This window comes from Solibacillus sp. FSL W8-0372, assembly GCF_037969735.1.
In the GTDB taxonomy this organism is placed as follows: Bacteria; Bacillota; Bacilli; order Bacillales_A; family Planococcaceae; genus Solibacillus; species Solibacillus faecavium.
The window spans coordinates 2,639,019-2,663,356 of record NZ_CP150204.1 but is presented as its reverse complement, the minus strand read 5'-3'; the positions used below and the strand labels follow the sequence as shown (position 1 = coordinate 2,663,356).

Genomic DNA, 24,338 nt, shown 5'->3' with positions numbered 1-24,338 from the left:
TTGTTGGATTTCTTACTATTGGACGACGTGAACACGCTAGCCGATAAAAATGCTTCGGGTCTTGATAAAGGTATTGCGTTAGCATCCTTCATTCCAGTAGGAAAAGTTTTGAAAATCCCGAAAACGATTGATAAAATTGTGGATAGTAATGCGGGTGCGGTTGTTAGAAGAGTGATGTTGATGAGGTTGTTGGGAAGGGTGATGCTCCAGTTCCTACCAAACCAGGTGGTGGTAGCAATTCTAAAGACTTTGTTAACCCACATTCTGAAAAACATATGTTTGGGCCAAGTAGACCATCTACTCCTAATAGGTCACAATATGGTGAAGATGTGTATGTAGCCAAGTTAAGGCAAGAAACAATGACTAATCCTGATAAAGTTTATTCAAACTGGCCAAATCCTAACAATCCAAATCCAAACAAAATAACTAAGTATTATAAAGAATTTGACTGAAATATCAGTACACCTGATACACCGACAGGGAGTCATAGGGTATTTGAAAATCTTGTTGATCCAACCAGAAGCTCACATGTCCCATATGTTCCAAGAAAATAACTATTAAGTAGGTGAAATACTTGAGTAATATGTTGTATCATGCATATTTACCTGAAAATCATGAACATCATGTTTCGCTGGAAGAAGTCATGAATGGTGGCATTAAATATTCTACTAAGTCTAATAATAGATATAGTAATGGTGGTAGAGTAAAATTTGAGATAACAGAACTATTAAAACCCTCCAATGCTCCTGCCTGGCTTAACTTTAAAGAAGCAATAGGTGTTGATATAACCAATCGTTTTTCAAAATCTTTTGGCTTTCCTATATTTACGGATAAAATCTTAGTATTTGATGGTGATATTTCCCTTTCAATCTATGACCAAGCATTCTATGAGGATTTGAAAGACTTTGATGAGGAAGCTTTAAATATTGATACTGGAGAAACTATTGAATATTGGCTAAAACTATATTGGAAAAGTATGATGACACTTGAAGACTATTTAATAAAGAGGTCTTATCCAAAGCCAGAAGTATTAATTTTTGAATCTGTTCCCAAAGAAATTATTCAACTATGTGAAGAATAGACTTATATACCTTGATTGGCTAATGCCTTTCAAGGTTTCTTTTTATGGAGGGCTGCGTTAGCATCCTTCATCCCAATAGGAAAAGTTTTGAAAATCCCGAAAGCAATTGATAAGATTGTAGATAGTAACGTGGACGAGGTTGTTAAAAAGAGTGAAGTTGATGAGGTTGTTGGGAAGGGTACAGTTGGTCAAGAAGTCAGCAAAGTTAATTCTAAAGTAATAGAAGAACTTGAAGGATCGGTTTTAGATGGAAAACGAGTTGGAAGTGGGAAGAAGGTTGACGAATTAAAGCCAGTTTGGGGAAGAGATGAAAAAGGGAAACCTATTATAGTGAGGGAATTCCCCCATGTAGCAAAGGAACATGGTTTTTCTGATGTTATCGATAATTATTCAAGATTTGCAAAGGAGTTTCCATTAGTTGGTGGGGACCAAGTTGAGAGGGAACTATATCAAATAATAGGAAGTAATAATGGAAAAAAAGGTGTGTTTGAATGGATTGTAGAGCCAAACGGTAATGTGACCCACAGGAGGTTCATAGAAAATGGAGAAATAACTGGTAAACCAAATCAAATTCCAAAAAAGTAGGTTATGAGAAATATGAACTTAACAGATTTAAAAAATAGAAATATTAAATATGATTGGAAAACTATTTTTGTAGGAATCAATGAAAATTACTTCAGTAAAAAGGCTATTTCTGACTATGCGGTAGAGTTGATGGAAAATGGTGATGATAATGAGTTTGTTAATGAACTTGCATGGGGAATATCTATTGAAGATTTAAATAAAGTGATGTTGGAGATAAAGGACATTTATTTCCCACAATTAGATGAAAATAGCGCATTTTTAATAGCTGAGAATAGAAAACTTCGATTTGTTTGTTTATCTAAAATAAAAGAAGAGTGTAAAGAAGATAATGAATTATTAAATAAAATAGCCGAGTTTTATGAAAGTCATCATTATCCAGAAGATATGGTGAGTTTCATAAATTATATGCCTCAAGAAGTCCCAACTACAATAGCAGATATGGTAAAAAGGTTTGAAGAATTTTTAAAATTAGAGAAAGATTTAGTTAGCTCATATTCTTGAAATTTAAATATGGAAGAATTTTCGTTTTCAAGGTGCACTTAAAGCATTTTGTTTGTTTCCTTGGAGTAAAAATTTATTAGTTTAAGGAGTTTAAACGGAAAAATATTTAATAGATTTTAAATCGTATAAAAAAGTTCCGAGTGAAATGATTATAAAATATACGAAACTGGTACCAAATGAAATTATAGATTTATGGAGTAATTATGGATTTGGTACATTTATGCAAGGGTATTTTAAAAGTGTAAATCCAGAGGAATTTAAAGAAATTTAGGGGGAGAGCAGTCAAGGATACAAGGATTCAGTTGTGTTGTTTGCTACAGGTATGGGTGATCTAGTTATTTGGTCAGATGGATATGTTAGACTACTTAATTACAGGTATGGTGTGGTAAAGACAATTATGTTTACATTTGAATTTTTCTTTCAAAATATTAATGACTTGGAATTTAAAGATGAAGATTTGTCTTGGCAACCTTATCCCGAAGCTCTTAAACAATATGGTGAGTTGGATTATGATGAGTGCTTTGGCTACACCCCTCTATTAGGTTTAGGTGGAGCAGAAAAAGTAGAGAATTTAAAAAAAGTCAAATTGAAGGAACATATTCTTATTACTACTGAATTTATGGGTCCAGTTCAGTAATGTACAGGAAATATGGTTAGAGTTAACTATGAGCACTTGATTGTCTATATTAGGCGACGAGTGCTTTTTTATGTTTTCAATATTCATACCGATGTTAACTTCCCGGCAGAACAATGGCAGTCATTCGCTAGCCAGAATCCGTTAATGATTGCACTGGCAAGTCGTACGCAATCGTTGGATCAAGTGATTAATATGAATCCACTATTTAATCCTGGAGGAATCGGAGGAGCGAATCCGTATACCCTCCCTGGTCTTTATCAAAACGGTCAACAGCCTTTAGATACTTTCGGTCTGAGTGGTGCGATGGTATCTACGAATTTTGTATCATTTATGAAGCAAAAAGAAAAAGAAGTCGCAAAAGAGCTTTCCGCTACAGCCACAAAAGTAGATGATGTGAAAGATGAGGGGAATGGTTTTCTTAATTTCCTAGGAGACGTCGGAAGTGGCGCTACCAAAATCGGAAAAGGTTTATTGGATTTCTTACTATTGGACGATGTGAACACGCTCACTGATAAAAATGCTTCGGGTCTTGATAAAGGAATTGCGTTAGCATCCTTCATTCCAGTAGGAAAAGTTTTGAAAATCCCGAAAGCAATTGATAAGATTGTAGATAGTAACGTGGGTGAGGTTGTTAAGAAGAATGATGTAGATGAGGTTGTTGGTAAGGGTACGGGTAATATCGGAAATAAGACCAGAGATCAGGCCAGACATACTGCTCAAAATCTACTGAAAAATGGAGAAGTTAGTATGTCTAATCTGGAATCAATGATTCCTTCGAATATTCCAAATTCATTTAAACCAACCGATACTATTACTGATGGTGCAAAGTATGAATTTACACTTGCCGATGGACAAAAGGCTATAATTAGATGGCATTCTCCAGACCCTGTAGCGGCAAGCAAATATCCAGGATCAGCATCAGGTTCAAGATGGACTGCACAGATAAAAATCGGAAATAAACAGCTAAAATCAGATGGAACATGGACAAAAAATCAATCTTTAAATGAGGTTCATATCCCGATAGAAGGGAAATAAAATATGGATATAAATGAAATTAAGAATCTACCTGATAGAATACCAAGTGAAACACTAATATCATTGTTTCAAAATGTATTAGATCAATTTAGAAATAATAAAATTGAAAAAAATGATTTTTTATTAATACTTAATCAACTTACAGACAGGCAAGTTATGACATACGAGTTATTAAGAAGTGATATAAGAAATGATATTGATAGAACTCTCTCTAAATTATGGAATACAGATTCCTATGATGAAGTAGATATTATTCTTTCTATTGTAGTAAATCTCGGTCTAGAAATTTGCTTTAATAAAATAAAAGAATCACTGGAACAGTATAAGGATATAGATAAATCAATCCTAGATGAAATACAGGAAACAATAGATGAAGTAGGCGAGAATATCTCTAATCCGTATTATAGTTTGGAAAAATTTAAATAGTCTGTTACGTTTTTTAGAGAAAATAAAATAGAAGCAGTGTTGGTTAATGTTAATGAAGTATTTAGTCACTTAAATGAAATTATTGAGTTAACAAAGTTTTCAGTTAGATATGGAGATTTTCTCCTAATTGCAGAAGATTTTAATTTTGGTTTGTATTGAACGAACGGAATATTTTTATGAGTTAAGTGTTTGGGGACTTTCATAAGGAAAAATATGAGAACCTTGATTGGCGCAAATGCCTTTCAAGGTTTTTTACTTTAATTTATACTAAATCAGCTGATATTTGAGTGAGACAATAAGAAAATGATTCGTTTGAGAATCGAGAGCTCATGATGGTAGTACCATCAAGGCGTTTTATTTTAATACATGGCTAGGAAGAAGTGTGAGAATTTGGTGAGATGACATTTTACATAGCATGGGTAGTTATGACAAGGATTGGATAACAAACTAACGAGAACGACAAAGCTTGTGACGATAAACAATGGGTAAAGTGAAAGAGAGTTGTTTTATTGCCTTTGCATTTTGGGTTGTATTTTTACTAAAGACGGTCGTATAATACTCGCTATTCGTTAAAAAAGCGTTACCAAAATTACAATTTATTTAACGGGAGGGTGAAAAGTTGAACGTTGTTGGGTATATACGAATCTCAACTCAAGGGCAGCCAAGAGATGGATTTAGCTTGAAATATCAAGAAGAGGAAATTAAAGCACGTAGATATTTTAGGAGTGGCTAAGTCTAATATTGCTACTGTTGTTATAGAAACGAAGCGTTATAGGGATTTAGGAATGAGTGAGAATTTAGTAGTTATTGAAGATATAGATGAATATGCTTATTGTTTGGATACAAGCAATGTGGAGAATAATAATGAATGCCCAGTAATAGCGTGGAATAAGCAAGGAGGCCTTGATGACTATAATTCGGCAGAAAATTTTTATGAGTTTTTATCACAAAGGTTATTTGATGCAAAAGAAGCTTGGGAAGAAGATTTTTAAGATAGATAATTAGCAAGAATTATAAATGAAATTAAAGAAAATCAAAAACTCTTGTTGGTTGTACCATCAAGAAATTATATAACAAGAATAAAAAAAGCTATGAAAATTATAGTGGGGGAAGAAGAGAAATAAGGTTAATTTTTATAAACAAGTTGGAGTACAGCTACTTTATGAATTTATGGATTCAGTTAACTATGAGCACTTGATAGTCTATATTAGGCGACGAGTGCTTTTTTATGTTTTCAATATTCATACCGATGTTAACTTCCCGGCAGAACAATGGCAATCATTCGCTAGTCAGAATCCGTTAATGATTGCACTGGCCTATCGTACGCAATCGTTGGATCAAGTAATTAATATGAATCCACTATTAAATTTTGGAGGAATCGGAGGAGCGAATCCATACACACTCCCTGGTCTTTATTAAAATAGTCAGCAGCCTTTAGGTACTTTCGGTCTCAGCGGTGCGATGGTTTCAACAAATTTCGTTTCATTTATGAAGCAAAAAGAAAAAGAAGTCGCAAAAGAGCTTTCCGCTACAGCCACAACAGTAGATAATGTGAAAGATGAGGGGAATGGTTTTCTTAATTTCCTAGGAGACGTCGGAAGTGGCGCTACAAAAGTCGGAAAAGGTTTGTTGGATTTTTTAATATTGGAACAGTTAAAGTTAGTGGAAAGGAAGTAGATGTATCCAGAAGAGTTTACTAAATTGAGATTGATAAAAATTATGTACCTAATAATCCGAAGGCACTAGGAAAGTCGAATAGGAGTGAGTTAATTTATGGATGAAAGAATTATAAAGATGATCGAAAATTATGGTGAAGAAGATGATTTTTTTGGAGAAATATCAGAAGAATATATTAATAAGGCTGAAGAAAAACTTAAAGTTAAATTCCCTCTAAGTTATCGCAATTTTATAAAAAAATATGGTTCGGGAGGAATATGTGGAGTTGAGCTTGAAGGTGTTCAGGGTAATTTAGGAGCATCTGTAGTTGATGCAACAGAGAGATGGAGAAAATTAGGGTTGGGCATGAACTTAATTGTTTTAGAGGACTCGGGAGAATTTGCTAGATGTATGTATTGTGCAGATATTAATGATGACAGAATATATAGTTTGGAAAGGGGAGGGATAGATTTACACCCGCGATATAATACATTTGATGACTATTTAATAGACATATTTCAAGAAGGAATTGATAATTGGTAAAAAACAATAAGGTTAATCCGGGGGATACTTATGAATCAATTAACGGACCAGAACAAACTCATAAGTTTAATGCAGTAGTAGTAACGCCCCTTCAATAGGTTCCCAATGGAGATATAGAATTGATATTGTTGATGAACAAATAAGGGGAATGGCAAAAAATATGCCACCTGAGCAACTAAAAAGTACCTATTTAAATGTTAAACTGACATACTAAGGAGATTTTTTTATGGAGAAAACATTAAATGATTTTAAGACACACAGTAAAGTTCCTAAAGAAATAATAGAAAAATATAAAAACCTTGTTCCAAAAGAAATAATAGACTTGTGGCAGGAATATGGATTTGGAACATTTATGCAAGGATATTTTAAAAGTGTTAACCCAGAAGAGTACATTGATATTTTACAAGAGTGTAGTCAAAGATATAAGGATTCTATAGTGTTATTTGCTACTGGTATGGGAGATTTAGTATTATGGGCTGACGGTTATGTAAGATTGCTTAATTTTAGATATGGAGTACTTAAAACAGTTATGCCAAACTTTTTGTATTTTTTCAAAAGTGTGGATTCAGAAAAATTTCGGAATGAGTATTTAAAGTGGAAACCATATCCTGAAGCTGTGGATCATTGGGGAGAACTATTTTATGAAGATTGCTTCGGTTATACCCCTCTATTAGGTTTAGGTGGAGCAGAAAAAGTAGAGAATCTAAAAAAAGTCAAAATGAAGGAGCATATTCTTATTATTACTGAATTTATGGGACCAATTCAGTAATATTCGGGAGTATGTTATAGAATTAACAATAAACACTTGATTACCTAATTTGGAATCAGGTGTTTTAATCTTTCCTTAGTAATTTCTATTTTTGGTACATTTGCAAATGCTTCGGGTCTTGATAAAGGGATTGCGTTAGCGTCCTTCATTCCAGTAGGAAAAGTTTTGAAAATCCCGAAAGCGATTGATAAAATTGTTGATAGTAACGTGGGTGAGGTTGTTAAGAAGAGTGATGTAGATGAGGTTGTTGGTAAGCCTAGGGGTGAAGATGTTGAGCGTCGTAAGAAGGCTGATATATTAGCTCAGAATCGGGCGAAAGGAAGAGCTTTTGAAGAAGCACAATTACTAGAGTTTGAGAAAACTGCAGATTATATAGTAGAACAAGTAACTATAAAAACAAATCAAGGGACAAAAATTAGAGTTGATGCAATAGGTACTGATAAATCCACTGGTAATATAGTAATTCAAGAATATAAATCATCAACTACAGCACCATTAACTAAAAATCAAGTAAAAGGATTCCCTGAACTACAAAGTGGTGGGGGCAACGTAGTAGGAAAAGGAAACTTTAAAGGTGGTACTCCTATATTGGAATGTCAACACTAAACTGGACAAAAATTATAAGGGTTGCAGCTTGAATTCCACAGGCGTTAAATAGCCAAGTGTTCCGTGAATTCGTAAGTTGTTAAACCAATGGACGTAATCTCCAAGTTCAAGAGCGAGCTGTTCAAGAGAGGTGAAGTGGGCTTGATTAGCGAATTCTGTTTTAAATACCTTGAATGTTGCTTCAGCCACGGCGTTATCATAAGGACATCCCTTCATGCTCAGTGATCGCTGGATTCCAAACGTTTCAAGTGCCTCTGAAATTAGTTTGTTATCGAACTCTTTTCCACGATCCGTATGAAACATTTTGACGTCATGCAGGTTGGCCTGAATGCTCGAGATTGCTTGATATACAAGCTCTGCTGATTTATTTTTACCAGCACTGTAACCTATGATTTCACGATTAAACAGGTCGACAAATAGGCATACATAGTGCCACTTTTTTCCGACACGGACATATGTTAAATCGCTGACAATGACAGCTAACTGTTCTTCTTGATTGAATTCGCGTTTCAATTCGTTCTTAACAGGTGCTTCGTTACAGCTTGATTTATATGGCTTAAATTGAGCTACAGTATAGTTTGAAACAAGCCCTAGTTCATTCATAATCCGTCCAATTCGACGACGGGAAACCTGTTTTGGTTTAGATAATCTCATTAATTCTTTCTTGATTTTACGTGTACCGTAATTATTGCGGCTTTCTTTAAAGATACTTGCGATTTCCTTTGTAAGTGCTATTTCTTCAACTTTCTTTTCACGCTTCCCAGAAAGGTCGGCATGGTAATAATACGTGCTTGTTGGAATATCTAGGACGGCACACATTGCTGATACCGAATACTTGTGAGTGTTATTACGAATCACATTTATTTTCGTCCCATGATCAGCGCCGCTTGCTTTAAAATATCGTTCTCCATTAATAAACGTTGGTTTTCCTTGCGTAATCGAGCCATTTCATTTTCTTCTTCTGTTCGATTATCCTTCGCTGAAAACGAACCTGTTTCCTGGTGATTCTTAATCCAGCGATCTAACGCAGAAGGCGTAATATCATATTCTCGGGCAATGTCTGCACGAGACTTACCGTTTTCATAAAGCTTCACTAATTGCAGTTTAAATTCGGGTGTAAATGTTCGACGTTGACGTGTCATAATAGCACGCTCCCTTTAATTGATAGTCTAAGTTTACAATCCCTTATTTTATCTGTCCAACTTAGTGTAGCCTATTCATATCTCCTACAAAAGTTGAGATTATCAGACCGGATTAGAGAGGAGAACATTATGTCTATATTAGAAACTAATAAGATTGATGCTATGGGTATCAGCAAGGACGGAGAAGGCTTGATATTGATGCTTGCAGATCATTTGGATTGGAAAAATGAATCGGAACATTTAACTCTTTTGCAAGATAAAATTAATGCATATATAGGCTTTATTGAATCAAATCAGTATTCAGATAACTATCCAGACAGAGTTTTTGAATATTATGTTATTGATGTAAGGTTTAAATATAAAGCAACCGAGAATTACTTAAAATTTTTCGAGGTGATTAATACTCAATTAAGAGAGTATAATATTCAATTGGTAAATAGTGACGTTTAAAATGGATGGAGCAAGAGGCATGAGCAAAAATCAAAAGAACCAAGAACACGAGAAAATCATATTGACTAATATAAAGCATGAGGCGAAAAAACAAAATTTTAAAATAATATCTAATTGTATTTATAAAAAGATAGATGGGGCCTGCGGTAGCTGGAACTTTTGATAAAACAACAGGTAAGTATTACTTTGGAATCAATAATACTTCAGGTAAGATTCCAGAAGAGTTACACCATTTAATAGAACAACGGATTATCAATATGCCAAAAAATATTAAAGAAGGATATACATTTACGTATGGGGCAGGATCTCACGCGGAAGTTTACTCATTAAATCAAGCGGTACTTGCAAACCCACAAGCGAGTACTTCAAATTTTATCACCCATGTAGTACGGTCTGGTAAAAAATTAAAATCGGCAGGTATGATGATGCTAACCTGTCCACATTGTAATTTTATTACTGAAGGATTTGAATCTAGTTCAGAGGTGAAAAAGATTGGAAAATCAAATTGATATATTAAGTAAAGAATATGTTATGGAACATGGGACTAACTTTGACGAAGAGTTATGGTTTACATCCTACAGTGATGAAGTTTTAGATAATCCTGAGGATGAGAATGGGAAACCTTTTACCGGTTTAGCTTATGAATTATATGATAATGGTAACTTGATATACTATACAAATTATGTAAAAGGTTTTATAGAGGGAGAGTTAATAGAGTTTTATAAAAATGGCAATTTAAAATCAGTGAAAAATTTAATTCATGGACAAAGTAATGGTACCGAAAGAATCTGGTATGAAAGTGGAGAATTAAAATTTGAAGGAGAATATAAATTGGGTATAGCTCTTCATTATATAAAATGGGATACTGAAGGCCGTATCATAAAACAAAAAATTTCTCCTACAGAAACAGATTTAAAAGTGATTGAATCTTTTTTTAAAAGTGATACTCAATGAAAAAGGTAGATTTAAATAATATGAAATTGATAAATGAATTTACCAATATTCAGAATGAATTGTTACCCAATGAAAATCTTGAGAATAGCTTTGACGTTAATGAAATCAAAACCATTGCGGGAGTAGATCTAGCTTATTGGGATGTAAATAACACGACGTATGGTACATGCTGTATTGTTATGATTGATTATTCTACAAAGGAAGTTATCGAAAAAGTATATAGTTATGGAGAAATAAATGTTCCTTATATTTCAGGCTTCCTCGCTTTTCGTTAATTGCCTTTAGTACTTGAAGCTGCGAAGAAATTATCTAATGAACCTGATTTATATATGTTTGATGGAAATGGGTATTTACATTATCGTCATATGGGAATTGCTACTCATGCTTCAATGTATTTAAAGAAACCAACAATTGGTGTGGCGAAAAGTTATCTTAAAATCCAAGGTGTAGACTCGATTATGCCAAAAAATATAAACGGATCTTATACCAATATTGTAATTAATAATGAAATATATGGTCGAACTTTAAGAACAACAGAAAATGTAAAACCCATTTTTATTTCCTGTGGGAACTGGATTGACATAGAAACAAGTACTGAAATTGTTCTGAACTGTATTAATAATATGAGTCGTTTACCTATTCCCGTTAGATTAGCAGATATAGAAACCCATAAAATTAGAAAACAATTAATAGAGAATGATTTGGGAGAATAATCTCTATATACAATAAGACATAATTACTAATAAATAATATTTCAGCTAATAAAGTGTTTTCATAGTAATTAACAAGGAAAACAAATAGATTTTTAAGCACTTGATTGTCTAATTTAGGCGACATGTGCTTTTTTTTTTTCAATATTCCTGGGGAGTGTTAACTTCCAGGTAGAATGCTGGCAATCCTTCTCCCCCCGGCATCCGTTAATGATTGCACTGGCCTATCGTACGCAATCGTTGGATCAAGTGATTAATATGAATCCACTATTTAATCCTGGAGGAATCGGTGGAGCGAATCCGTATACCCTCCCTGGTCTTTATCAAAATGGTCAGCAGCCTTTAGTTACTTTCGGTCTCAGCGGTGCGATGGTTTCAACAAATTTCGTTTCATTTATGAAGCAAAAAGAAAAAGAAATCGCAAAAGAGCTTTCCGCTACAGCCCCAACAGTAGATTGGACGATGTGAACACGCTCGCTGATAAAGATGCATCATTACTAGATAAAGGAATTGCCGGAGCATCCTTCCTCCCAATAGGAAAAGTTTTGAAAATTCAGAAAGTATTTGGTATGAAGCAACGAAATAAAAAAGTCGTAAAAGAGCTTTCAGCTACAGTCCCAACAGTAGATGATGTGAAAGAAGAGAGGAATGGTTTTCTTAATTCCTTAGGAGATATCGGAAGTGGCACTACAAAAGTCGAAAAAATTTTGTTCGATTTCTTAAAACTTCTTGGAAAAAGGCTTTAGAATCAGGCAAAACAGTTGAAGTTAAAATTGAACCTATTTATAAAGTTAATTCTTCCCGTCCTTCAAAATTTGAAGTTGAATGCAAAATTAATAGCAAGAAGTATGAAGTTAATTTAAGCAATTATAATAGAGGTGTTAAATTTAGAGACAAAACAGATGGAAATTGGACTAAAAGGGATAATGAGAATTTGATTAAAGGGGAAGTTCCAATCAAATATATTAAGGTTACGTCAAAGGAGTGAGAATTTTGAAACTATACTTTTTAAATGAGTTTTAGGAGATATATGCAATATTAGTGTTGAGGGAATGTGGATTAATGCTCAGATTAACCCTTCGAAAAATATCGACAAATTCAACGATTTTTTTGCAGCGATTGTTGATGAGGAAAAAGATTTTAATGAAAATATTTTTAACGAAGAATGGTTAAATGATAGTAATTGGCATATTATCGATAATAAAAATAGGAAAAAGGGTATATACATACCTGCAGTTTATCCTGGTAGGGGAAATTAACTGGAGGTGGAGATAATTTATAGATAGAATAAAACATACTTTGAGTGGTTTTACGCCTTTCAAGGTTTTTTGTTTAACGGAGTAAGACTAAAAGAAATACATTGGCAAGATTAGAGGTGAAATATAGATGACAGTAGGAATATTAGTAGATTGTTTTTATTACGAATTAGGTCATAGCGATTTTGTACATTCTTTCTTTTCAACAATCTCATATCATTTAGAAAAAGAAGGATGGGGGACAAAATACCCTTTAATTATGAATGAGTTGTATAATGACACACTAAATTGGGATGATGTTTCTGTTGCAAAATCTAATTTAAATGAAATTGAACAGAAATTATCAAAACACTCTCAAGAACATGTTATATGGGATATTGATGATTTATCACAAGAACCTCCGTGGGGGGATAAAATAAGTTCCAAAGTAACTAATCTTGCGAACTATTATGCAACAACGGATGGGAAAACATTCTTTGAAGTGATACGAACAGCGATGGATATGGCAGAAGAAGATAAATGTGATTTGAAAATTCATAAACTATAATTTTTTTAAACCATGGGACGCTATCCCATGATTATTTTATGATACGGAGTGTCGAATACATCACTCTTTATTCTGATAGTAAAGCTAAACTTTATAAGCCCTATTTGAGGCTAAGAGTTTCTAGATGAACACAATAATCCAGACCATTGCCGACCTGAATTACCATCTTCAAGCCATAAAATTAAAGACTGATCGACGATTATTTCGGAGATAAAAATTGTAAAGATGGATAAGGAGGTTTACTTTGAGTATTTCTAATGAGAATAAAATAATTGCAAAGACAGCTCTACATGCTTTAGGGGGTAAACCTTGTGTCTCAAAATACTGGGACGAAAATAATGTCAGTAACATTGATATGCTTTCAACAGTTAATAGACCCTTTGACGGTGTATCATCATACTCAACTATTGGACTATCTGACCATTCAATTGAATTGACTGTTGAAAAAACGCCTTTGCGAATAGAAATAGTTGGCGCAATAGCAACAGATTATAAACAATATCCTAATATATTGGCAAGCTGTGCATTTTGTATTATTAACTCAAAATTTTCAGTTTCCCATGGTTCAGTATTTCGAGATATAATAAAGATGTATTATCCCAATACTGAAATGAAACATGTGTTATTTGTGTCACCTTTCTTGTGGGAAGATTTACATATACTTGAATTTCCAAATAAAAAAGTGGCTTGGCTGCTAGCTGTTCCAATATCTGAGAATGAATATCTATTTGCCCAAGAAAAAGGAACAGATACATTAGAAGAATTATTTGAACAGGAAGAGATAGATATCTTTGATTTAGAAAGAGAATCAATAGTGTAATTTTCTAGTTTATTGACCTTGATTGACTACATTGTCTTTCAAGGTTTTTATATTTTTTTTACACAATATTTGAATCAAAAATTCATGATGGTTATCATACTAACTAAGTAGATAAAAGATTTAAAACAAATTGATTGAGGTGAGAAGAATGGCTGTGGGATTTAAAGTGAAATATTACTGGTATCAAATCGGGCATGGTAATTACTTACACTCTTTTTTCTCTACAATAAGTTATCATTTAGAACAAAATGGATGGGGAACTGAATATCCTTTCTTATTAAATGAACTCTATAATGGGAAACTTGAGAATAAGAATATTGATAGCGCTATAAATGAATTAGAAGCAATTAAAAAGAAATTACAGGATTTTAGCCCATCACAAGTAATATGGGACATTGATAACTTATCTAAAAGTCCGCCTTGGGGTGATAACATTAGTAAGGATATAACAAACTTATCTAATTATTTTATAACAAGTGAGGGTGAGGACTTAATAGATATGTTAATGAAAGCATTAGAGAAGGGACAAAAAACTAATTCTGATGTTTATATAGAAAGCATATAAATATCGTCCATTAGGTTTTTAATTCAAATTTATGTGGAGGTACCAAATATGTACAAGGAATTAGATAATCTTTTATCTGCAGATACAACAGTAGATTCTTGGTATGATGACGGGTTGTATTATAGCAGGCGAGATACTTTTAAAATTTAGTTTAAGTGATTGGGATGAATTATCCAATCAAGTACTTAGTAAATCAATAGAATGGCAGAGAAAAATAGCATATTGTTTGGATAATCAGTGTAATGAGCATGAACTTAATATTTTAATGTCCTTGCTGAATACTGATGATGAAGAATTATTTGCGACTTGTATAGATACATTAAGGAGTTATACAAGCCAAGAAAGTAAAAGAAAGATATTAGGTGGCCCTGAAATTCTGCAACGTATAAATGACCTATTACCAGGTGCCAGTGCACCAGTAAGGAAAATCCTTCAAGACTTTCTGTCTAAAGTTCACGAAGGGTGTGGATTCACACGCTGAGGTAATTACTTTAAATAAAGCATTGAAAGCTAATCCTAACGCTAGTATAGATAATTTTGTTATAAATGTAATTCGTACTGTTCAGAGTAAAACAAAACCAGACAGCTGAAATGATGTATCCTGGATGCTCGCATTGTGCTTATCTTACAGATGAATTTAAAATAATCACGGAGGTTTTAAAAAATGTTAAATGATATATTAACGAAGGAATATATAATACAGAACGGAGTAGAGTTTGAAAATCATTTAGGTTACGGGGGACCTTATAATTTAGGTATAGTAGAGTATACTGATGATAACAAAGAAAAATTGTTTACGGGCATAGCTTACGATATTTATGAAAATGGAAATATAGAGAGTTATTTCTATGTAGAAAATGGTGTTAAACAAGGTAAGTATGTGGAGTTTTTTCTGAATGGTAATATAAAATTAATAGGGAATATGGATAAAAGCTCTGCAGACGGCTATCAGGTTGAGTTTTATGAAAACGGGGCTAAAAAGTATGAGTCTGAATGTATTGCCGGACGTGAGATGACATTTAAAAAGTACGACGTTGAGGGAAATATTATGGAACAAAAAACAGAACCAAGTGAATTCGATTTATTGTATGCCAAAAGGTACAGTAAGGAACCTTAATATTGCCCTCCCTGGTCTTTATCAAAATGGTCAACAACCTTTAAGTAATTTTGGTCTCAGCGGCCAGTTAGATGGCTCTCGAAAAGATGCACGAAATTTAGTCACACTTTATCAGACACCTGTAAACTCAACTGTTATGAGAGATTTTGAGAGTTCTGTTCGAGCAGTTGTTGAAAAAGGTAAAGTTGTAAGATACCAATCAATTCCGATCTATGAGAGCAATAATTTAATGCCTAAAGGTGTTACGTTAAAAGCAAGGGGAACAAATGGTTTTTCTTTAGATGTTACAGTAATAAATATGAAATAGGAGTCGATTTATTTGGATAAATTAATTAAAATACTCCCCCCTCCAAAAATTTCACAAAAAACTGGGGATAAAGAACAATGGCGAAAATTTTTTGACACTCTTGGTACGGAACTGCCTTCAGATTATGTAAAATTTATTGAAACTTATGGTACGGGTGGTATTGACAATTTCTTGTGGATATTAACTCCTTTTGTAAATGATGAAAATGTAAATTATCTTGTTAGGCAGAAGGAAATGACAGATGCATATATTCAATCTAAGAAAAATTTCCCACAATATTATAAACATGAAGTTTACCCTTCAAGTGAGGGGATACTTCCATGGGCTTACACGGATAATGGTGACGAATTGTACTGGTTAACAGATGGAAAACCTGCTGAATGGAAAATTGTGGTGTATGAATCAAGATCACCAGAGTATTATACTTACTCACTTCCAATGGTAGAATTTTTATATCAAATAATAACGAAAGAATTAATATGCAATGCATTCCCTGATGACTTTCCAAGTGATGAAACTACATTTGTTTCAGTAAATGTTGAGTAGTTATTTAACCTTGATTGGCTATATGCCTTTCAAGGTTTTTTAACTTTAAGAATTTTATGATTAGAAACAAAATCACTTTTGAATCAAAAACCCATGATGGTTAGCAAACTTATGAGATTGGTTACAGTGACATTTAAATAAACAACCACACCCTAACTACTCGATTTATATTTTGCACACGAGATGACAAAGCTCGTACTAAAAAGAGGGGAATGGTTTTCTTAATTTCCTAGGAGATGTCGGAAGTGGCGCGACAAAAGTCGGAAAAGGTTTGTTGGATTTCTTACTATTGGACGATGTGAACACGCTAGAAGATAAAAATGCTTCGGGCCTTGATAAAGGTATTGCGTTAGCATCCTTCATTCCAATAGGGGAATTTTTGAAAATACCGAAAGCGATTGATAAAATTGTAGATAGTAACGTGGGAAAGCTGAAGAATTAGGTTATAAGCCACAAACAAAAGAATTTAGTGACTTTATCAAAAAATAGGTTAATCCAAGAAATATTCCATCTTCAGTTATTGAAGACGCTATAATGAATACGAAAAAGACACCTGGTAATAGAAGATCGTTCGTTCATGAAGCAAAGGATGTCAAAGTATTAGACGATGTTATTACAGTTATACCGAAATAATCAATAAAAGGATGAAGACGAATGTTTATAAAGTATGATGAGTACGATCTATTAGAACTTTTTCAAAGTGAGCCGGTTAGTATATCGGGTAATATAGATGATGGAGAATTAATTTATACTTACAAAGATGACCAAAATTTCAAGGTGATTTTAACCTTAGATGTATATCAACAAACGAGTAGTCTAACCATTACATTTAATGATTCTATAGTATTTACAGGGGATTTAAATAATGTAACAAGTATAAAAAAAGATGACAAAGTTATGGTAATAAATGTGGGGGAAGAAGAAAAATTAAAGGTTAAATTTTTTAAACAAGTTGGAGTGGAATTGCTTTAAAATAGCCATAAAGTATTAGAAAGAGTATAAAAACCTATTATGATATTCTTACCTATAAACAGTAGGTGAAGTAGTGGATATTTATATAATGTAATTGTTATCATACCTTGACTGGCTTTATGCCTTTCAAGTTTTTTTCTTAACTAAAAGAAGTTTGTGGTAAAAAAAGTAATATAGTGAATTATTTTGCAACAACCAACGGGAAAACATTTTTGAAGTGTTACGTACAGCAATGGATGTGGCAGAGGAAGATAAAGGTGATTTGAAAATTCTTAACCTATAACTATTTTAACAATGGAATACTATCCCATGTTTTTTTATGATACAGAGTGTAGAGTACAATTACTCTTTATTTTTTGATTGAATTCGACGTGTCGCAAACAGGTGCTTTAACGACGATTCAAACAAGTGGCGCTACAAAAGTCTGAAAACGAAAGCGATTGATAAAATTGTAGATAGTAACGTGGGTGAGGTTGTTATGAAGAGTGACTTGGATGAGGTTGTTGGGAAGGGTTCGGGTAAATCCGGAAAGGTAAATCAGACGCAATTAAAGATTAGAGATGAGGTAGAAACCGGAAAGAGCTCTTTAAAAACCAACAAACATAAAGGGAATTACGGTGAAATGAAGATGGTTGTTCATTATGAAAGCAAAGGCTATAAAGGCATCGACGGTGTTTATGAAGATTCAAATCCTCCGCCACAATTTATAATTGCAGAAGCGAAATGTCTTAGAATCAGTCCTTGACTCTGCTGAAAAAGTGAAAAAATAAAGGAGCTACTTATGAGAGATAAATTAAAAGATCGAGAATATTTTAATGTTATATAGATTATCAAAATCAACGAATAGATAAATTTGAAGGTTTATTAGAACAATTAATAAATGAAAAGGGAACAGAATTTAAGGGAGTTAGAACGGGCAAGTTATCCCTAGTGAATTTTTATCTCGATAAGATGAATGCTTTGTATTCTCTAGGGGCCCCCGTTAAAGAAATAAAGCAGTTATTTCCTAAGGTTATTCAGTATTTTACAGATATATGGAATAAAGAAGGCAGTTATTCAAATTTATTAAAGATAATGTCTTTAGCAATTTTATTTAACATTTCTAAAGATCAGTTAAAAGGTTTATTAGATTTAATAAAAAAAGAACAGTTAAATGATAAATTGATCGATTTTTTAGTGCAGTATATTGATTCAGACTGGGAAAATAACGGATCGGAATACCTGTTTTCAAATCCATATGGATATGTTCAAAATATTATTGAGGCGGAAAATCAAAATACAGCTTTGGAGTTGTTAAAAGTTTATCTGGAAAAAGAATGGTATAAAGGGCAAAATGATACAGGATGGTATGAATCTCATAAAGGCAATAAAGATATCTATAGTGGCTATTGGAGCTATGAAAGTGGTGCAGTTGCAAAAATCCTTCGATTAGATGATACGCTATTAAGAGAAGTTCCATACTATCCTTATGATTTGGTTCATTTTGAAGAATGATAATATAAATATAATTCATTAATATAGCACCTTGATTGGCAATTGCCTTTCAAGATTTCTTTTTTTGTGGGTCTGCCCAGTAAAATGGAAAGTGAGGCTTGTAATTTTTTTATAAAACATTACTGTAATTTTGAGCATATCGTAAGGTCGGGTAAGAAACTAAAACTAGCTGGTATGATAATGCCGACCTTCCTACATTGAAATTGTATTACTGAAGGATTTGAATCTAATTCAGAGGTGAAAAAAGGTGGAAAATAAAAAAGATATACTAAGTAAAGAATATGTATTAAATCATGGTATAAATTTTGATGAAGAATTATGGTTTACCTCGTACGGCGACGAAGTACTAGACAATCCAGAAGATGAGGGAGGTATGCCATTTACAGGTTTAGCTTATGAATTATTTGATAATGGAAGTATTGCCTATTATTGCTATTATAAAAATGGTTTTAAAGAAGGGGATTATATTAAATTTCACAATAATGGAAAAGTGAAATCTTCAGATTACATGGTAAAAGGACAAACGAGGGGTATAAGAAAAATTTGGTATGAAAGTGAAGAAATTAAATTTTTAGGAGAGTATAAATTTGGCATTTGTTTAAAATATATTGAATGGGATAAGCAAGGAAACATAATTGGAATAAAAGATACCCCGACAAAAGATGAAGTTGAACTAATTGCCCGACTTTCTGAAGGTAATGAGGATGAATAAGTTTGATGAAAATATATTAATCGTGGGAATTTTAGTGATTTCTAAGTAATGATTACAGTTCGAAAACGTTGAGTAAGAAAAATAATAACACGGAGTTGAAACACATGTTATTAGTACCTAAAGCACTTGAGAATATTATTGTAGGTGTATTAATTAATAATCATTTCAAATGGTATGTTTCCAAAAAAGATATTTGGTTTTTAGATAGAAAAAAACTAGAAGAGGCATATAAAAAGAAATTTAAAGAAATGGGAATTGCATATACTGGTCCATTTATCGAAGAAGATGATGAAAGGAAAGGCATAGATATATTAGATGAGGATTCATATGCAGAATTTGCGCCAAGAATGGCAAAGTATGCTGTTTCAGCAAAAGAATTAAGAGAAAGGCTTAAGTTAAATTTACTTACTGAAACGAAAGAGGACACTTTTTATAGTTTTATGCCTTCTTTATTCGTAAATTTCGATAAAAGAGAGCTGTACTCTCTTTATTCAGAACCAGCTTCCTACGAGGATTTTGTACCTGAAAATTGGACAGGACGCTACGAAGATTTTTTATCATACATAGATAGAGCAGAAAAGTACTGGTATGATGAAAATGAGATTGTCCTATTAAATTTTGAGGGAGGCAGTTGCAATTGACTGCTTCTTTTTTGTTATCCATAATTATTCGGACGGAAAAATGAGCACCGGTAAAAGGGTAAGTAAAACAAAAGCCGAATTCGCTAAGAAAGCGAATTCGGCTTATTTGTGCACAACAATAGCTGCCTGGTGGAGCCACAGACGGTCATGAATCGGCATACCTAAACCATACTCCAGGATTTGAATGAGCTTTATCATTTGAACATTGAGCTTTAAAAGTTAAGAGCTTTGAATTTTGATATTTCAGCTTTGACCTTTATACTTTGAACTTTTCTATTAAAAATTCATCTATTAATTGTAGGTTGAGTGACTGTTTGGTTGTTTCAACTCGCACACAGTCAAAGCACGAGCGCCGATCCGTTTACTGTTTTCGCTACGCTATGCAAATTATTAGTTAGATCTCAATAAATGTTGTGGCATTTGATTCTGATAATACAGCGTCTACTTCTGACTCAAATTCCTCGATTTTCGCTGCAAGCTCGTCAATGGTTTTCTTTACTTGCATCGGGTCGATCAATTCATATTCATTGCGCTTCATAAAAGTATCAGTATGAAGCTTCACTTCGTCTGAGGATGATTGCTTTTCCTTGCTGCCCAAAATATTAATAAGGTAATTTTCAAGCTTTTCTGGAAGGGCCTCATTCGCAGCTGTTACTTCGTCGATTGCTTCAAAATATTGGCGGCGTAGATGATTCAGTAAATCCTTCTCATATGCAATTGATTGTTTACGTTCAATTGCTTCAGCCACTGTCATTTCATTTGCTCCAATTTTAACGATTGTTTTAGCATTTGATTCAACAACGAGTGCTTTTAGTTTATTGCGGTATTGAATAAGACTAGTGACTTTGTCATACGAACCTTGCATTTCTTTTTTGTATTCATCAATTGACATGCCTTCAATTTTTTCGTTGCTTTTTCGGTTTGCTCGAGCCAGCACTACGCGGTACGTAGCCGATTGGATCCGTTCACCAAGCATTTTTAACTCAGATAGTGCACGATGCAGCGATATTCTTTTCGTCTCCATGATGAACCTCCATACAATAAAAATTTAGTAGATTCTACTATAACATAATGCTGCTCTCAATTTCACTATATAGGGAAATATTAGGGGATACAGAAAGCGATTGAAGGTAATAAACCATTTTCTCGAACCGTGTTAATAATCATTCCCCACATTCATATACTTTTCTATTGATTATTTTATAGAGGGAGGAGCTTTGTGGAGGTTTTTGTTAGACCGGGTGATTCTTTTTGGTATTATAGCCAAGTTTTTAATCTTCCGTATCAGCTAATTATTGATTCAAATCGTAATTTAAATGCACAGGCGCTAATCCCGAACCAACCTGTCCAGATTCCCGGCTATGTAACAAATCCATATACTATTCAACGGGGAGATAGCATTTGGTCGATTGCACAAAGAATTAATTTGCCGATGGATGCAATTTTTCTGCTCAATCCAGGAATCAATCCATATGCGATTCAAGTAGGTACTCAATTATTATTACCTATTCGTATAACATGGCGTGTTGTAAATGGTAAACAAAATTATGATTACAGCACGATGGTACAGGATATTCGTACATTGCAGGCAATCTATCCATTCCTAGTAAATGAGCCGATTGGAAATTCTGTATTAGAAAAAGAAATTCCAGGACTCACAATTGGAAAAGGGCAGAAACGTGTTCATTATAATGCATCATTTCATGCGAATGAGTGGATTACAACAGCGATTGTCATGACGTTTCTAAATGATTACCTATTGTCGCTTACGAATAATGGTTCCATAAGAGGGCTTTATACATTGCCATTATATAATCAAACAAGTTTAAATATCGTGCCAATGGTAAATCCGGATGGAGTGGATTTAGTACTGAACGGACCTCCGGAAGATGCAACAATCCACAATAATTTAATCGAATGGAATGGGGGGAGTACAGATTTCTCTGGTTGGAAAGCAAACATTAATGGGGTTGATTTGAATGACCAGTTTCCTGCTGAATGGGAACTGGAAAGAGAAAGAAATCCGAAAACACCAGGTCCACGCGATTATGGTGGGGAAAGTCCGCTATCTCAACCAGAGTCCATTGCAATGGCCGAGCTAACGGTTGAACGGGATTTTGCTCGTGTGTTGGCTTTTCATACACAAGGGCAAGTTATTTTTTGGGGATTCATGGGATTGGAGCCTCCTGAAACAGAACAGCTTGTCAACGAGTTTGCCAGGGTTAGTGGATATGAGCCGATACAGACAATCGAAAGCTATGCTGGTTATAAAGATTGGTTTATTCAAGACTGGCGTCGCCCAGGTTTTACAGTAGAACTAGGTCTTGGAACGAACCCTTTACCAATCAGCCAGTTTGGTGAAATTTATGAAGAAGCATTAGGGATTTTCTTAAGTGCACTTTATATGTAAATGAAATCCCCCCGTTACCACTTGTGATGGAACGGGGGGATACTTTTATGAATTTAAGTTTTCATCAATTTCCAGGATGTTTTGCTTTAGTTCATCTAGTTTGGATTTATTTTGCTCAACAATATCCATATGTTCCTGTTTTTGTTCTGCATTGGCAAGTGCATTTTCGGTACGCTCCAATGAATTGAATGCATGTTCTACTGCAAATTCTTCTGGGTGGGACATTGCCTGTTTTACTGCTCGCTCTGTTCTTTCAACTGAGTTGGATAGTAAACTAATCGGGTGATTTTGTTTCCAGCTAGGTGTGCCTGAACTTTTTTTAGCCACTGTTCCTCATCCTTTCCGTCTTCGGGACTGTTTTCACTGTTAGTATTGATCCTGACGAGTAATCCATCCGTCAAAAAAATTGCCAGTAAATGAATTCAAAAAGGACTTTGCTTTAAGAATAAATGAAGTAATTCGTACCATACTAATTTGGATTTCACTTTAAACATAGGGAGGCGGAACGAATGAGCAAAAAGGGTGCATTAGATCCGAAATCTCAAAAAATCCACCAAAACTGGACAAGAAATAAGCATCAGAAATCTCAGGTTAATGGTCAAACAGAGGTTACTCTGCAAAACCAAATATTGAGAATTAATGCGAAAGCTAAACAGTTCTAACCTTTGTTAAGAAGTAAATCAGGCCTTCACCAACAGTAGTATTCTGTTGTGAAGGTCCTTTTACTTTTTACTTATAATTTTTTGCAGCGTTACTTTTACCCTTTTCTACAAGGCGATGTAGTTCATTTAATTCATTTGCGATTTCTTCTCTCATTTTGTTTGGAGCAATTTTTTCATTCTTAGGTGTTTGAGGTAACGACCTCTTATTAGTTCCTTTGCTTGTGCTGTCGTCTCTGCCCATTTCGTATTCTCCTTTCGATTGGATTCCTTCTTAATATGGCATGAGATCAGTTTTTTATCACAAAAAGTAAGGAAGTAAACGAAGATGGAAAAAGGCATAAAACCCCCAATACTGAGCACATTAAATCAGTAGGAGGTGGAGAAAATGAGCAAAAACAACAAAAAGACATTGAATGAAAGAACACATAATCCTTTTGCTACTTATAAAGAACTGCATCATAACAAAACAAGTCATGATCGAAATCCAGAAGACAATGTAGCTGAATTTGCAGAAGAATTTGATTCCAAACTAAAAAATAAAAACAATAAAACAAATCATGACAAAAATCAGCAGTCCAACAAAAAATAGTTAATCTTGATTTTCTTTTCAAATAAAAAAGAGCCTTAATTAAAGGCTCTTTAATAATATGGAGAAAGGTAAAACTATCCCATATATACACTTTCACATGTTCCGGCTACAGGCTCGTAAAAACAATGTTGTTTAAATTGCCCTGTAAATGGTTGCCCATACCATGTAGGAGGACATTCCCCTGAAGGATTAAAATACCAGAGGGCATATTTTGCTGGATGGTCTCTCCAAAAATCTAATGTTTGCCTTGCCAAACGTTGTTCAGTAGGTCTTGCGCGCTGATAAAACATATTTCCTTTTTGAACTGCTTCAAAAGAATAGTTATTTCCCTGAACTTGAAAAATAACCTGCTCTACTGTTCTGACGTCTCTAAAGTCTAAACAATCCGCAACAACTCGATTTACAATTACATTCCCAACATATAACATCCCTTGCTTGCCTTCACCTTCAGCCTCAGCTCGCATCATTCTTGCCATCAAATCGACATCTGCATCGCGGTACTTAACTCTTGGCATTTTTTCACCTCACATTTATAGTATGAAAAAGTTTGCTACGTTGCGCATATCTTAATTAGTTTTGTATAAAAATTATTTCAAAAAGTGCTC

Annotated in this window: 37 protein-coding genes and 6 pseudogenes; 38 read left to right on the top strand and 5 right to left on the bottom strand. The window is 33.8% G+C overall.

Annotation, left to right across the window (positions count from 1 at the left end):
* The first annotated feature begins 574 nt into the window (after nucleotides 1-574).
* The 14 genes and pseudogenes from MKY13_RS13615 (at nucleotide 575) to MKY13_RS13550 (ending at nucleotide 7,839) form a co-directional block, all read left to right on the top strand.
* The gene (locus tag MKY13_RS13615) at nucleotides 575-1,081 is read left to right on the top strand and encodes a DNA polymerase III (RefSeq protein WP_339213332.1); all 507 of its coding nucleotides are present in this window, start codon (nucleotides 575-577) and stop codon (nucleotides 1,079-1,081) included.
* A gap of 15 nt (nucleotides 1,082-1,096) precedes the next feature.
* A complete protein-coding gene (locus MKY13_RS13610) occupies nucleotides 1,097-1,666 on the top strand; it encodes a hypothetical protein (RefSeq protein ID WP_339213330.1) in 570 nt (189 codons plus the stop codon).
* A gap of 12 nt (nucleotides 1,667-1,678) precedes the next feature.
* Complete coding sequence (locus MKY13_RS13605; RefSeq protein WP_339213328.1) at nucleotides 1,679-2,167, top strand: DUF2247 family protein; 489 nt, start codon at nucleotides 1,679-1,681, stop codon at nucleotides 2,165-2,167.
* 109 nt (nucleotides 2,168-2,276) lie between these two features.
* Nucleotides 2,277-2,804 (top strand): annotated as a pseudogene (locus MKY13_RS13600) (T6SS immunity protein Tdi1 domain-containing protein).
* Between the two features lie 12 nt (nucleotides 2,805-2,816).
* On the top strand, nucleotides 2,817-3,839 hold the full coding sequence (locus MKY13_RS13595; RefSeq protein ID WP_339213326.1) for a hypothetical protein: 1,023 nt from the start codon (nucleotides 2,817-2,819) through the stop codon (nucleotides 3,837-3,839).
* Nucleotides 3,840-3,842: 3 nt separating this feature from the next.
* Nucleotides 3,843-4,265: a hypothetical protein gene (locus MKY13_RS13590; RefSeq protein ID WP_339213324.1), complete on the top strand. Its 423-nt coding sequence runs from the start codon at nucleotides 3,843-3,845 to the stop codon at nucleotides 4,263-4,265.
* Between the two features lie 619 nt (nucleotides 4,266-4,884).
* Nucleotides 4,885-4,974: pseudogene (locus MKY13_RS13585) on the top strand (recombinase family protein); the annotation flags it as partial.
* Between the two features lies 1 nt (nucleotide 4,975).
* Nucleotides 4,976-5,257, top strand: a pseudogene (locus tag MKY13_RS13580) (SMI1/KNR4 family protein); the annotation flags it as partial.
* 178 nt (nucleotides 5,258-5,435) lie between these two features.
* A complete protein-coding gene (locus MKY13_RS13575; protein WP_339213322.1) occupies nucleotides 5,436-5,684 on the top strand; it encodes a hypothetical protein in 249 nt (82 codons plus the stop codon).
* Nucleotides 5,685-5,726: 42 nt separating this feature from the next.
* Nucleotides 5,727-5,942 carry a hypothetical protein gene (locus MKY13_RS13570; RefSeq protein ID WP_339213320.1) on the top strand — a complete coding sequence of 72 codons (216 nt, stop codon included), beginning with the start codon at nucleotides 5,727-5,729 and terminating at the stop codon, nucleotides 5,940-5,942.
* Nucleotides 5,943-6,038: 96 nt separating this feature from the next.
* Entirely contained in the window at nucleotides 6,039-6,464 is a 426-nt protein-coding gene (locus tag MKY13_RS13565; protein ID WP_339213318.1) for an SMI1/KNR4 family protein, read from the top strand.
* Nucleotides 6,465-6,555: 91 nt separating this feature from the next.
* Nucleotides 6,556-6,678, top strand: a pseudogene (locus MKY13_RS13560) (polymorphic toxin type 15 domain-containing protein); the annotation flags it as partial.
* A 12-nt stretch (nucleotides 6,679-6,690) separates the two neighbouring features.
* Complete coding sequence (locus MKY13_RS13555) at nucleotides 6,691-7,233, top strand: T6SS immunity protein Tdi1 domain-containing protein (RefSeq protein WP_339213316.1); 543 nt, start codon at nucleotides 6,691-6,693, stop codon at nucleotides 7,231-7,233.
* Nucleotides 7,234-7,398: 165 nt separating this feature from the next.
* Nucleotides 7,399-7,839 carry a toxin gene (locus MKY13_RS13550; RefSeq protein ID WP_339213314.1) on the top strand — a complete coding sequence of 147 codons (441 nt, stop codon included), beginning with the start codon at nucleotides 7,399-7,401 and terminating at the stop codon, nucleotides 7,837-7,839.
* 12 nt (nucleotides 7,840-7,851) lie between these two features.
* Here MKY13_RS13550 and MKY13_RS13545 read toward each other — a convergent pair.
* Nucleotides 7,852-8,981, bottom strand: a protein-coding gene (locus MKY13_RS13545) for an IS3 family transposase (RefSeq protein WP_339212252.1) whose coding sequence is annotated in 2 segments (ribosomal slippage) — nucleotides 7,852-8,735 and nucleotides 8,735-8,981 — 1,131 coding nt in all. Because the reading frame shifts where the segments join, the coding sequence is not laid out codon by codon here.
* A gap of 129 nt (nucleotides 8,982-9,110) precedes the next feature.
* On the opposite strand from MKY13_RS13545, the gene MKY13_RS13540 reads away from it, so the two are divergent.
* The 21 genes and pseudogenes from MKY13_RS13540 (at nucleotide 9,111) to MKY13_RS13440 (ending at nucleotide 20,072) form a co-directional block, all read left to right on the top strand.
* A complete protein-coding gene (locus MKY13_RS13540; RefSeq protein WP_339213312.1) occupies nucleotides 9,111-9,431 on the top strand; it encodes a DUF6572 domain-containing protein in 321 nt (106 codons plus the stop codon).
* A 134-nt stretch (nucleotides 9,432-9,565) separates the two neighbouring features.
* On the top strand, nucleotides 9,566-9,940 hold the full coding sequence (locus MKY13_RS13535; RefSeq protein ID WP_339213310.1) for a YwqJ-related putative deaminase: 375 nt from the start codon (nucleotides 9,566-9,568) through the stop codon (nucleotides 9,938-9,940).
* Nucleotides 9,924-10,385 carry a hypothetical protein gene (locus tag MKY13_RS13530; RefSeq protein ID WP_339213308.1) on the top strand — a complete coding sequence of 154 codons (462 nt, stop codon included), beginning with the start codon at nucleotides 9,924-9,926 and terminating at the stop codon, nucleotides 10,383-10,385. Before MKY13_RS13535 ends, MKY13_RS13530 begins: the two co-directional genes overlap by 17 nt.
* Nucleotides 10,382-11,098, top strand: a pseudogene (locus MKY13_RS13525) (endonuclease V). Before MKY13_RS13530 ends, MKY13_RS13525 begins: the two are co-directional and overlap by 4 nt.
* 207 nt (nucleotides 11,099-11,305) lie before the next feature.
* Complete coding sequence (locus MKY13_RS13520) at nucleotides 11,306-11,563, top strand: hypothetical protein (RefSeq protein WP_339213307.1); 258 nt, start codon at nucleotides 11,306-11,308, stop codon at nucleotides 11,561-11,563.
* Nucleotides 11,551-11,841, top strand: coding sequence for a hypothetical protein (locus tag MKY13_RS13515; RefSeq protein WP_339213306.1), 291 nt, complete (start codon nucleotides 11,551-11,553; stop codon nucleotides 11,839-11,841). The genes MKY13_RS13520 and MKY13_RS13515 overlap by 13 nt, the downstream gene beginning before the upstream one ends.
* A 306-nt stretch (nucleotides 11,842-12,147) precedes the next feature.
* Complete coding sequence (locus MKY13_RS13510; protein ID WP_339213304.1) at nucleotides 12,148-12,354, top strand: hypothetical protein; 207 nt, start codon at nucleotides 12,148-12,150, stop codon at nucleotides 12,352-12,354.
* Nucleotides 12,355-12,481: 127 nt separating this feature from the next.
* Nucleotides 12,482-12,898 (top strand): immunity 70 family protein, encoded by a 417-nt coding sequence (locus MKY13_RS13505; protein ID WP_339213302.1) that lies wholly within the window; start codon nucleotides 12,482-12,484, stop codon nucleotides 12,896-12,898.
* A 114-nt stretch (nucleotides 12,899-13,012) separates the two neighbouring features.
* Nucleotides 13,013-13,131 (top strand): annotated as a pseudogene (locus MKY13_RS13500) (hypothetical protein); the annotation flags it as partial.
* 11 nt (nucleotides 13,132-13,142) lie between these two features.
* Entirely contained in the window at nucleotides 13,143-13,718 is a 576-nt protein-coding gene (locus MKY13_RS13495) for a suppressor of fused domain protein (protein ID WP_339213300.1), read from the top strand.
* A gap of 148 nt (nucleotides 13,719-13,866) precedes the next feature.
* Complete coding sequence (locus MKY13_RS13490) at nucleotides 13,867-14,283, top strand: immunity 70 family protein (protein ID WP_339213298.1); 417 nt, start codon at nucleotides 13,867-13,869, stop codon at nucleotides 14,281-14,283.
* 103 nt (nucleotides 14,284-14,386) lie between these two features.
* Nucleotides 14,387-14,764 carry a hypothetical protein gene (locus MKY13_RS13485; protein ID WP_339213296.1) on the top strand — a complete coding sequence of 126 codons (378 nt, stop codon included), beginning with the start codon at nucleotides 14,387-14,389 and terminating at the stop codon, nucleotides 14,762-14,764.
* A gap of 183 nt (nucleotides 14,765-14,947) precedes the next feature.
* Complete coding sequence (locus MKY13_RS13480) at nucleotides 14,948-15,400, top strand: hypothetical protein (protein ID WP_339213294.1); 453 nt, start codon at nucleotides 14,948-14,950, stop codon at nucleotides 15,398-15,400.
* Nucleotides 15,372-15,707: a DNA/RNA non-specific endonuclease gene (locus MKY13_RS13475; protein ID WP_339213292.1), complete on the top strand. Its 336-nt coding sequence runs from the start codon at nucleotides 15,372-15,374 to the stop codon at nucleotides 15,705-15,707. Before MKY13_RS13480 ends, MKY13_RS13475 begins: the two co-directional genes overlap by 29 nt.
* Nucleotides 15,708-15,719: 12 nt before the next feature.
* On the top strand, nucleotides 15,720-16,253 hold the full coding sequence (locus tag MKY13_RS13470; protein WP_339213290.1) for an SMI1/KNR4 family protein: 534 nt from the start codon (nucleotides 15,720-15,722) through the stop codon (nucleotides 16,251-16,253).
* Between the two features lie 274 nt (nucleotides 16,254-16,527).
* A complete protein-coding gene (locus MKY13_RS13465; protein ID WP_339213288.1) occupies nucleotides 16,528-16,695 on the top strand; it encodes a hypothetical protein in 168 nt (55 codons plus the stop codon).
* A gap of 212 nt (nucleotides 16,696-16,907) precedes the next feature.
* Nucleotides 16,908-17,225: a hypothetical protein gene (locus tag MKY13_RS13460; protein WP_339213286.1), complete on the top strand. Its 318-nt coding sequence runs from the start codon at nucleotides 16,908-16,910 to the stop codon at nucleotides 17,223-17,225.
* A 463-nt stretch (nucleotides 17,226-17,688) separates the two neighbouring features.
* Nucleotides 17,689-17,970, top strand: coding sequence for a hypothetical protein (locus tag MKY13_RS13455; protein WP_339213284.1), 282 nt, complete (start codon nucleotides 17,689-17,691; stop codon nucleotides 17,968-17,970).
* 77 nt (nucleotides 17,971-18,047) lie between these two features.
* A complete protein-coding gene (locus tag MKY13_RS13450; protein WP_339216943.1) occupies nucleotides 18,048-18,719 on the top strand; it encodes a PoNe immunity protein domain-containing protein in 672 nt (223 codons plus the stop codon).
* A gap of 247 nt (nucleotides 18,720-18,966) precedes the next feature.
* A complete protein-coding gene (locus MKY13_RS13445) occupies nucleotides 18,967-19,431 on the top strand; it encodes a hypothetical protein (RefSeq protein WP_339213282.1) in 465 nt (154 codons plus the stop codon).
* Nucleotides 19,432-19,535: 104 nt separating this feature from the next.
* The gene (locus tag MKY13_RS13440) at nucleotides 19,536-20,072 is read left to right on the top strand and encodes a hypothetical protein (protein WP_339213280.1); all 537 of its coding nucleotides are present in this window, start codon (nucleotides 19,536-19,538) and stop codon (nucleotides 20,070-20,072) included.
* A 394-nt stretch (nucleotides 20,073-20,466) separates the two neighbouring features.
* On the opposite strand, the gene MKY13_RS13435 is transcribed toward MKY13_RS13440, so the two are convergent.
* A complete protein-coding gene (locus MKY13_RS13435; protein WP_014823221.1) occupies nucleotides 20,467-21,096 on the bottom strand; it encodes a hypothetical protein in 630 nt (209 codons plus the stop codon).
* A 195-nt stretch (nucleotides 21,097-21,291) separates the two neighbouring features.
* On the opposite strand from MKY13_RS13435, the gene MKY13_RS13430 reads away from it, so the two are divergent.
* Nucleotides 21,292-22,482, top strand: a complete 1,191-nt coding sequence (locus MKY13_RS13430) for a M14 family zinc carboxypeptidase (protein ID WP_339213277.1) — start codon at nucleotides 21,292-21,294, stop codon at nucleotides 22,480-22,482.
* Nucleotides 22,483-22,527: 45 nt separating this feature from the next.
* Here MKY13_RS13430 and MKY13_RS13425 read toward each other — a convergent pair whose 3' ends face one another.
* Entirely contained in the window at nucleotides 22,528-22,809 is a 282-nt protein-coding gene (locus tag MKY13_RS13425) for a hypothetical protein (protein WP_191700419.1), read from the bottom strand.
* Nucleotides 22,810-22,991: 182 nt separating this feature from the next.
* On the opposite strand from MKY13_RS13425, the gene MKY13_RS13420 reads away from it, so the two are divergent.
* Nucleotides 22,992-23,144 carry a YpzG family protein gene (locus tag MKY13_RS13420; protein WP_191700418.1) on the top strand — a complete coding sequence of 51 codons (153 nt, stop codon included), beginning with the start codon at nucleotides 22,992-22,994 and terminating at the stop codon, nucleotides 23,142-23,144.
* Between the two features lie 67 nt (nucleotides 23,145-23,211).
* Here the strand turns inward: MKY13_RS13420 and MKY13_RS13415 are convergent, their stop codons facing one another.
* A complete protein-coding gene (locus MKY13_RS13415) occupies nucleotides 23,212-23,385 on the bottom strand; it encodes a hypothetical protein (RefSeq protein ID WP_339213274.1) in 174 nt (57 codons plus the stop codon).
* Between the two features lie 144 nt (nucleotides 23,386-23,529).
* Between MKY13_RS13415 and MKY13_RS13410 the strand changes: the two genes are divergently transcribed.
* Nucleotides 23,530-23,733 (top strand): hypothetical protein, encoded by a 204-nt coding sequence (locus MKY13_RS13410; RefSeq protein WP_191700416.1) that lies wholly within the window; start codon nucleotides 23,530-23,532, stop codon nucleotides 23,731-23,733.
* A 74-nt stretch (nucleotides 23,734-23,807) separates the two neighbouring features.
* Here MKY13_RS13410 and MKY13_RS13405 read toward each other — a convergent pair whose 3' ends face one another.
* Complete coding sequence (locus MKY13_RS13405; RefSeq protein WP_191700415.1) at nucleotides 23,808-24,248, bottom strand: cell wall hydrolase; 441 nt, start codon at nucleotides 24,246-24,248, stop codon at nucleotides 23,808-23,810.
* Between the last annotated feature and the right edge of the window lie 90 nt (nucleotides 24,249-24,338).

Coding starts and splice junctions, on each gene's coding strand:
- MKY13_RS13460 (WP_339213286.1), top strand. CDS start 16,908: ATGTTTATAAAGTATGATGAGTACGATCTATTAGAACTTTTTCAAAGT.
- MKY13_RS13505 (WP_339213302.1), top strand. CDS start 12,482: ATGACAGTAGGAATATTAGTAGATTGTTTTTATTACGAATTAGGTCAT.
- MKY13_RS13490 (WP_339213298.1), top strand. CDS start 13,867: ATGGCTGTGGGATTTAAAGTGAAATATTACTGGTATCAAATCGGGCAT.
- MKY13_RS13435 (WP_014823221.1), bottom strand. CDS start 21,096: ATGGAGACGAAAAGAATATCGCTGCATCGTGCACTATCTGAGTTAAAA.
- MKY13_RS13410 (WP_191700416.1), top strand. CDS start 23,530: ATGAGCAAAAACAACAAAAAGACATTGAATGAAAGAACACATAATCCT.
- MKY13_RS13555 (WP_339213316.1), top strand. CDS start 6,691: ATGGAGAAAACATTAAATGATTTTAAGACACACAGTAAAGTTCCTAAA.
- MKY13_RS13485 (WP_339213296.1), top strand. CDS start 14,387: ATGATGACGGGTTGTATTATAGCAGGCGAGATACTTTTAAAATTTAGT.
- MKY13_RS13405 (WP_191700415.1), bottom strand. CDS start 24,248: ATGCCAAGAGTTAAGTACCGCGATGCAGATGTCGATTTGATGGCAAGA.
- MKY13_RS13590 (WP_339213324.1), top strand. CDS start 3,843: ATGGATATAAATGAAATTAAGAATCTACCTGATAGAATACCAAGTGAA.
- MKY13_RS13480 (WP_339213294.1), top strand. CDS start 14,948: ATGTTAAATGATATATTAACGAAGGAATATATAATACAGAACGGAGTA.
- MKY13_RS13475 (WP_339213292.1), top strand. CDS start 15,372: ATGCCAAAAGGTACAGTAAGGAACCTTAATATTGCCCTCCCTGGTCTT.
- MKY13_RS13575 (WP_339213322.1), top strand. CDS start 5,436: ATGGATTCAGTTAACTATGAGCACTTGATAGTCTATATTAGGCGACGA.
- MKY13_RS13510 (WP_339213304.1), top strand. CDS start 12,148: ATGTGGATTAATGCTCAGATTAACCCTTCGAAAAATATCGACAAATTC.
- MKY13_RS13595 (WP_339213326.1), top strand. CDS start 2,817: ATGGTTAGAGTTAACTATGAGCACTTGATTGTCTATATTAGGCGACGA.
- MKY13_RS13440 (WP_339213280.1), top strand. CDS start 19,536: ATGTTATTAGTACCTAAAGCACTTGAGAATATTATTGTAGGTGTATTA.
- MKY13_RS13420 (WP_191700418.1), top strand. CDS start 22,992: ATGAGCAAAAAGGGTGCATTAGATCCGAAATCTCAAAAAATCCACCAA.
- MKY13_RS13570 (WP_339213320.1), top strand. CDS start 5,727: ATGGTTTCAACAAATTTCGTTTCATTTATGAAGCAAAAAGAAAAAGAA.
- MKY13_RS13520 (WP_339213307.1), top strand. CDS start 11,306: ATGATTGCACTGGCCTATCGTACGCAATCGTTGGATCAAGTGATTAAT.
- MKY13_RS13415 (WP_339213274.1), bottom strand. CDS start 23,385: ATGGGCAGAGACGACAGCACAAGCAAAGGAACTAATAAGAGGTCGTTA.
- MKY13_RS13535 (WP_339213310.1), top strand. CDS start 9,566: ATGGGGCCTGCGGTAGCTGGAACTTTTGATAAAACAACAGGTAAGTAT.
- MKY13_RS13565 (WP_339213318.1), top strand. CDS start 6,039: ATGGATGAAAGAATTATAAAGATGATCGAAAATTATGGTGAAGAAGAT.
- MKY13_RS13540 (WP_339213312.1), top strand. CDS start 9,111: ATGTCTATATTAGAAACTAATAAGATTGATGCTATGGGTATCAGCAAG.
- MKY13_RS13605 (WP_339213328.1), top strand. CDS start 1,679: ATGAACTTAACAGATTTAAAAAATAGAAATATTAAATATGATTGGAAA.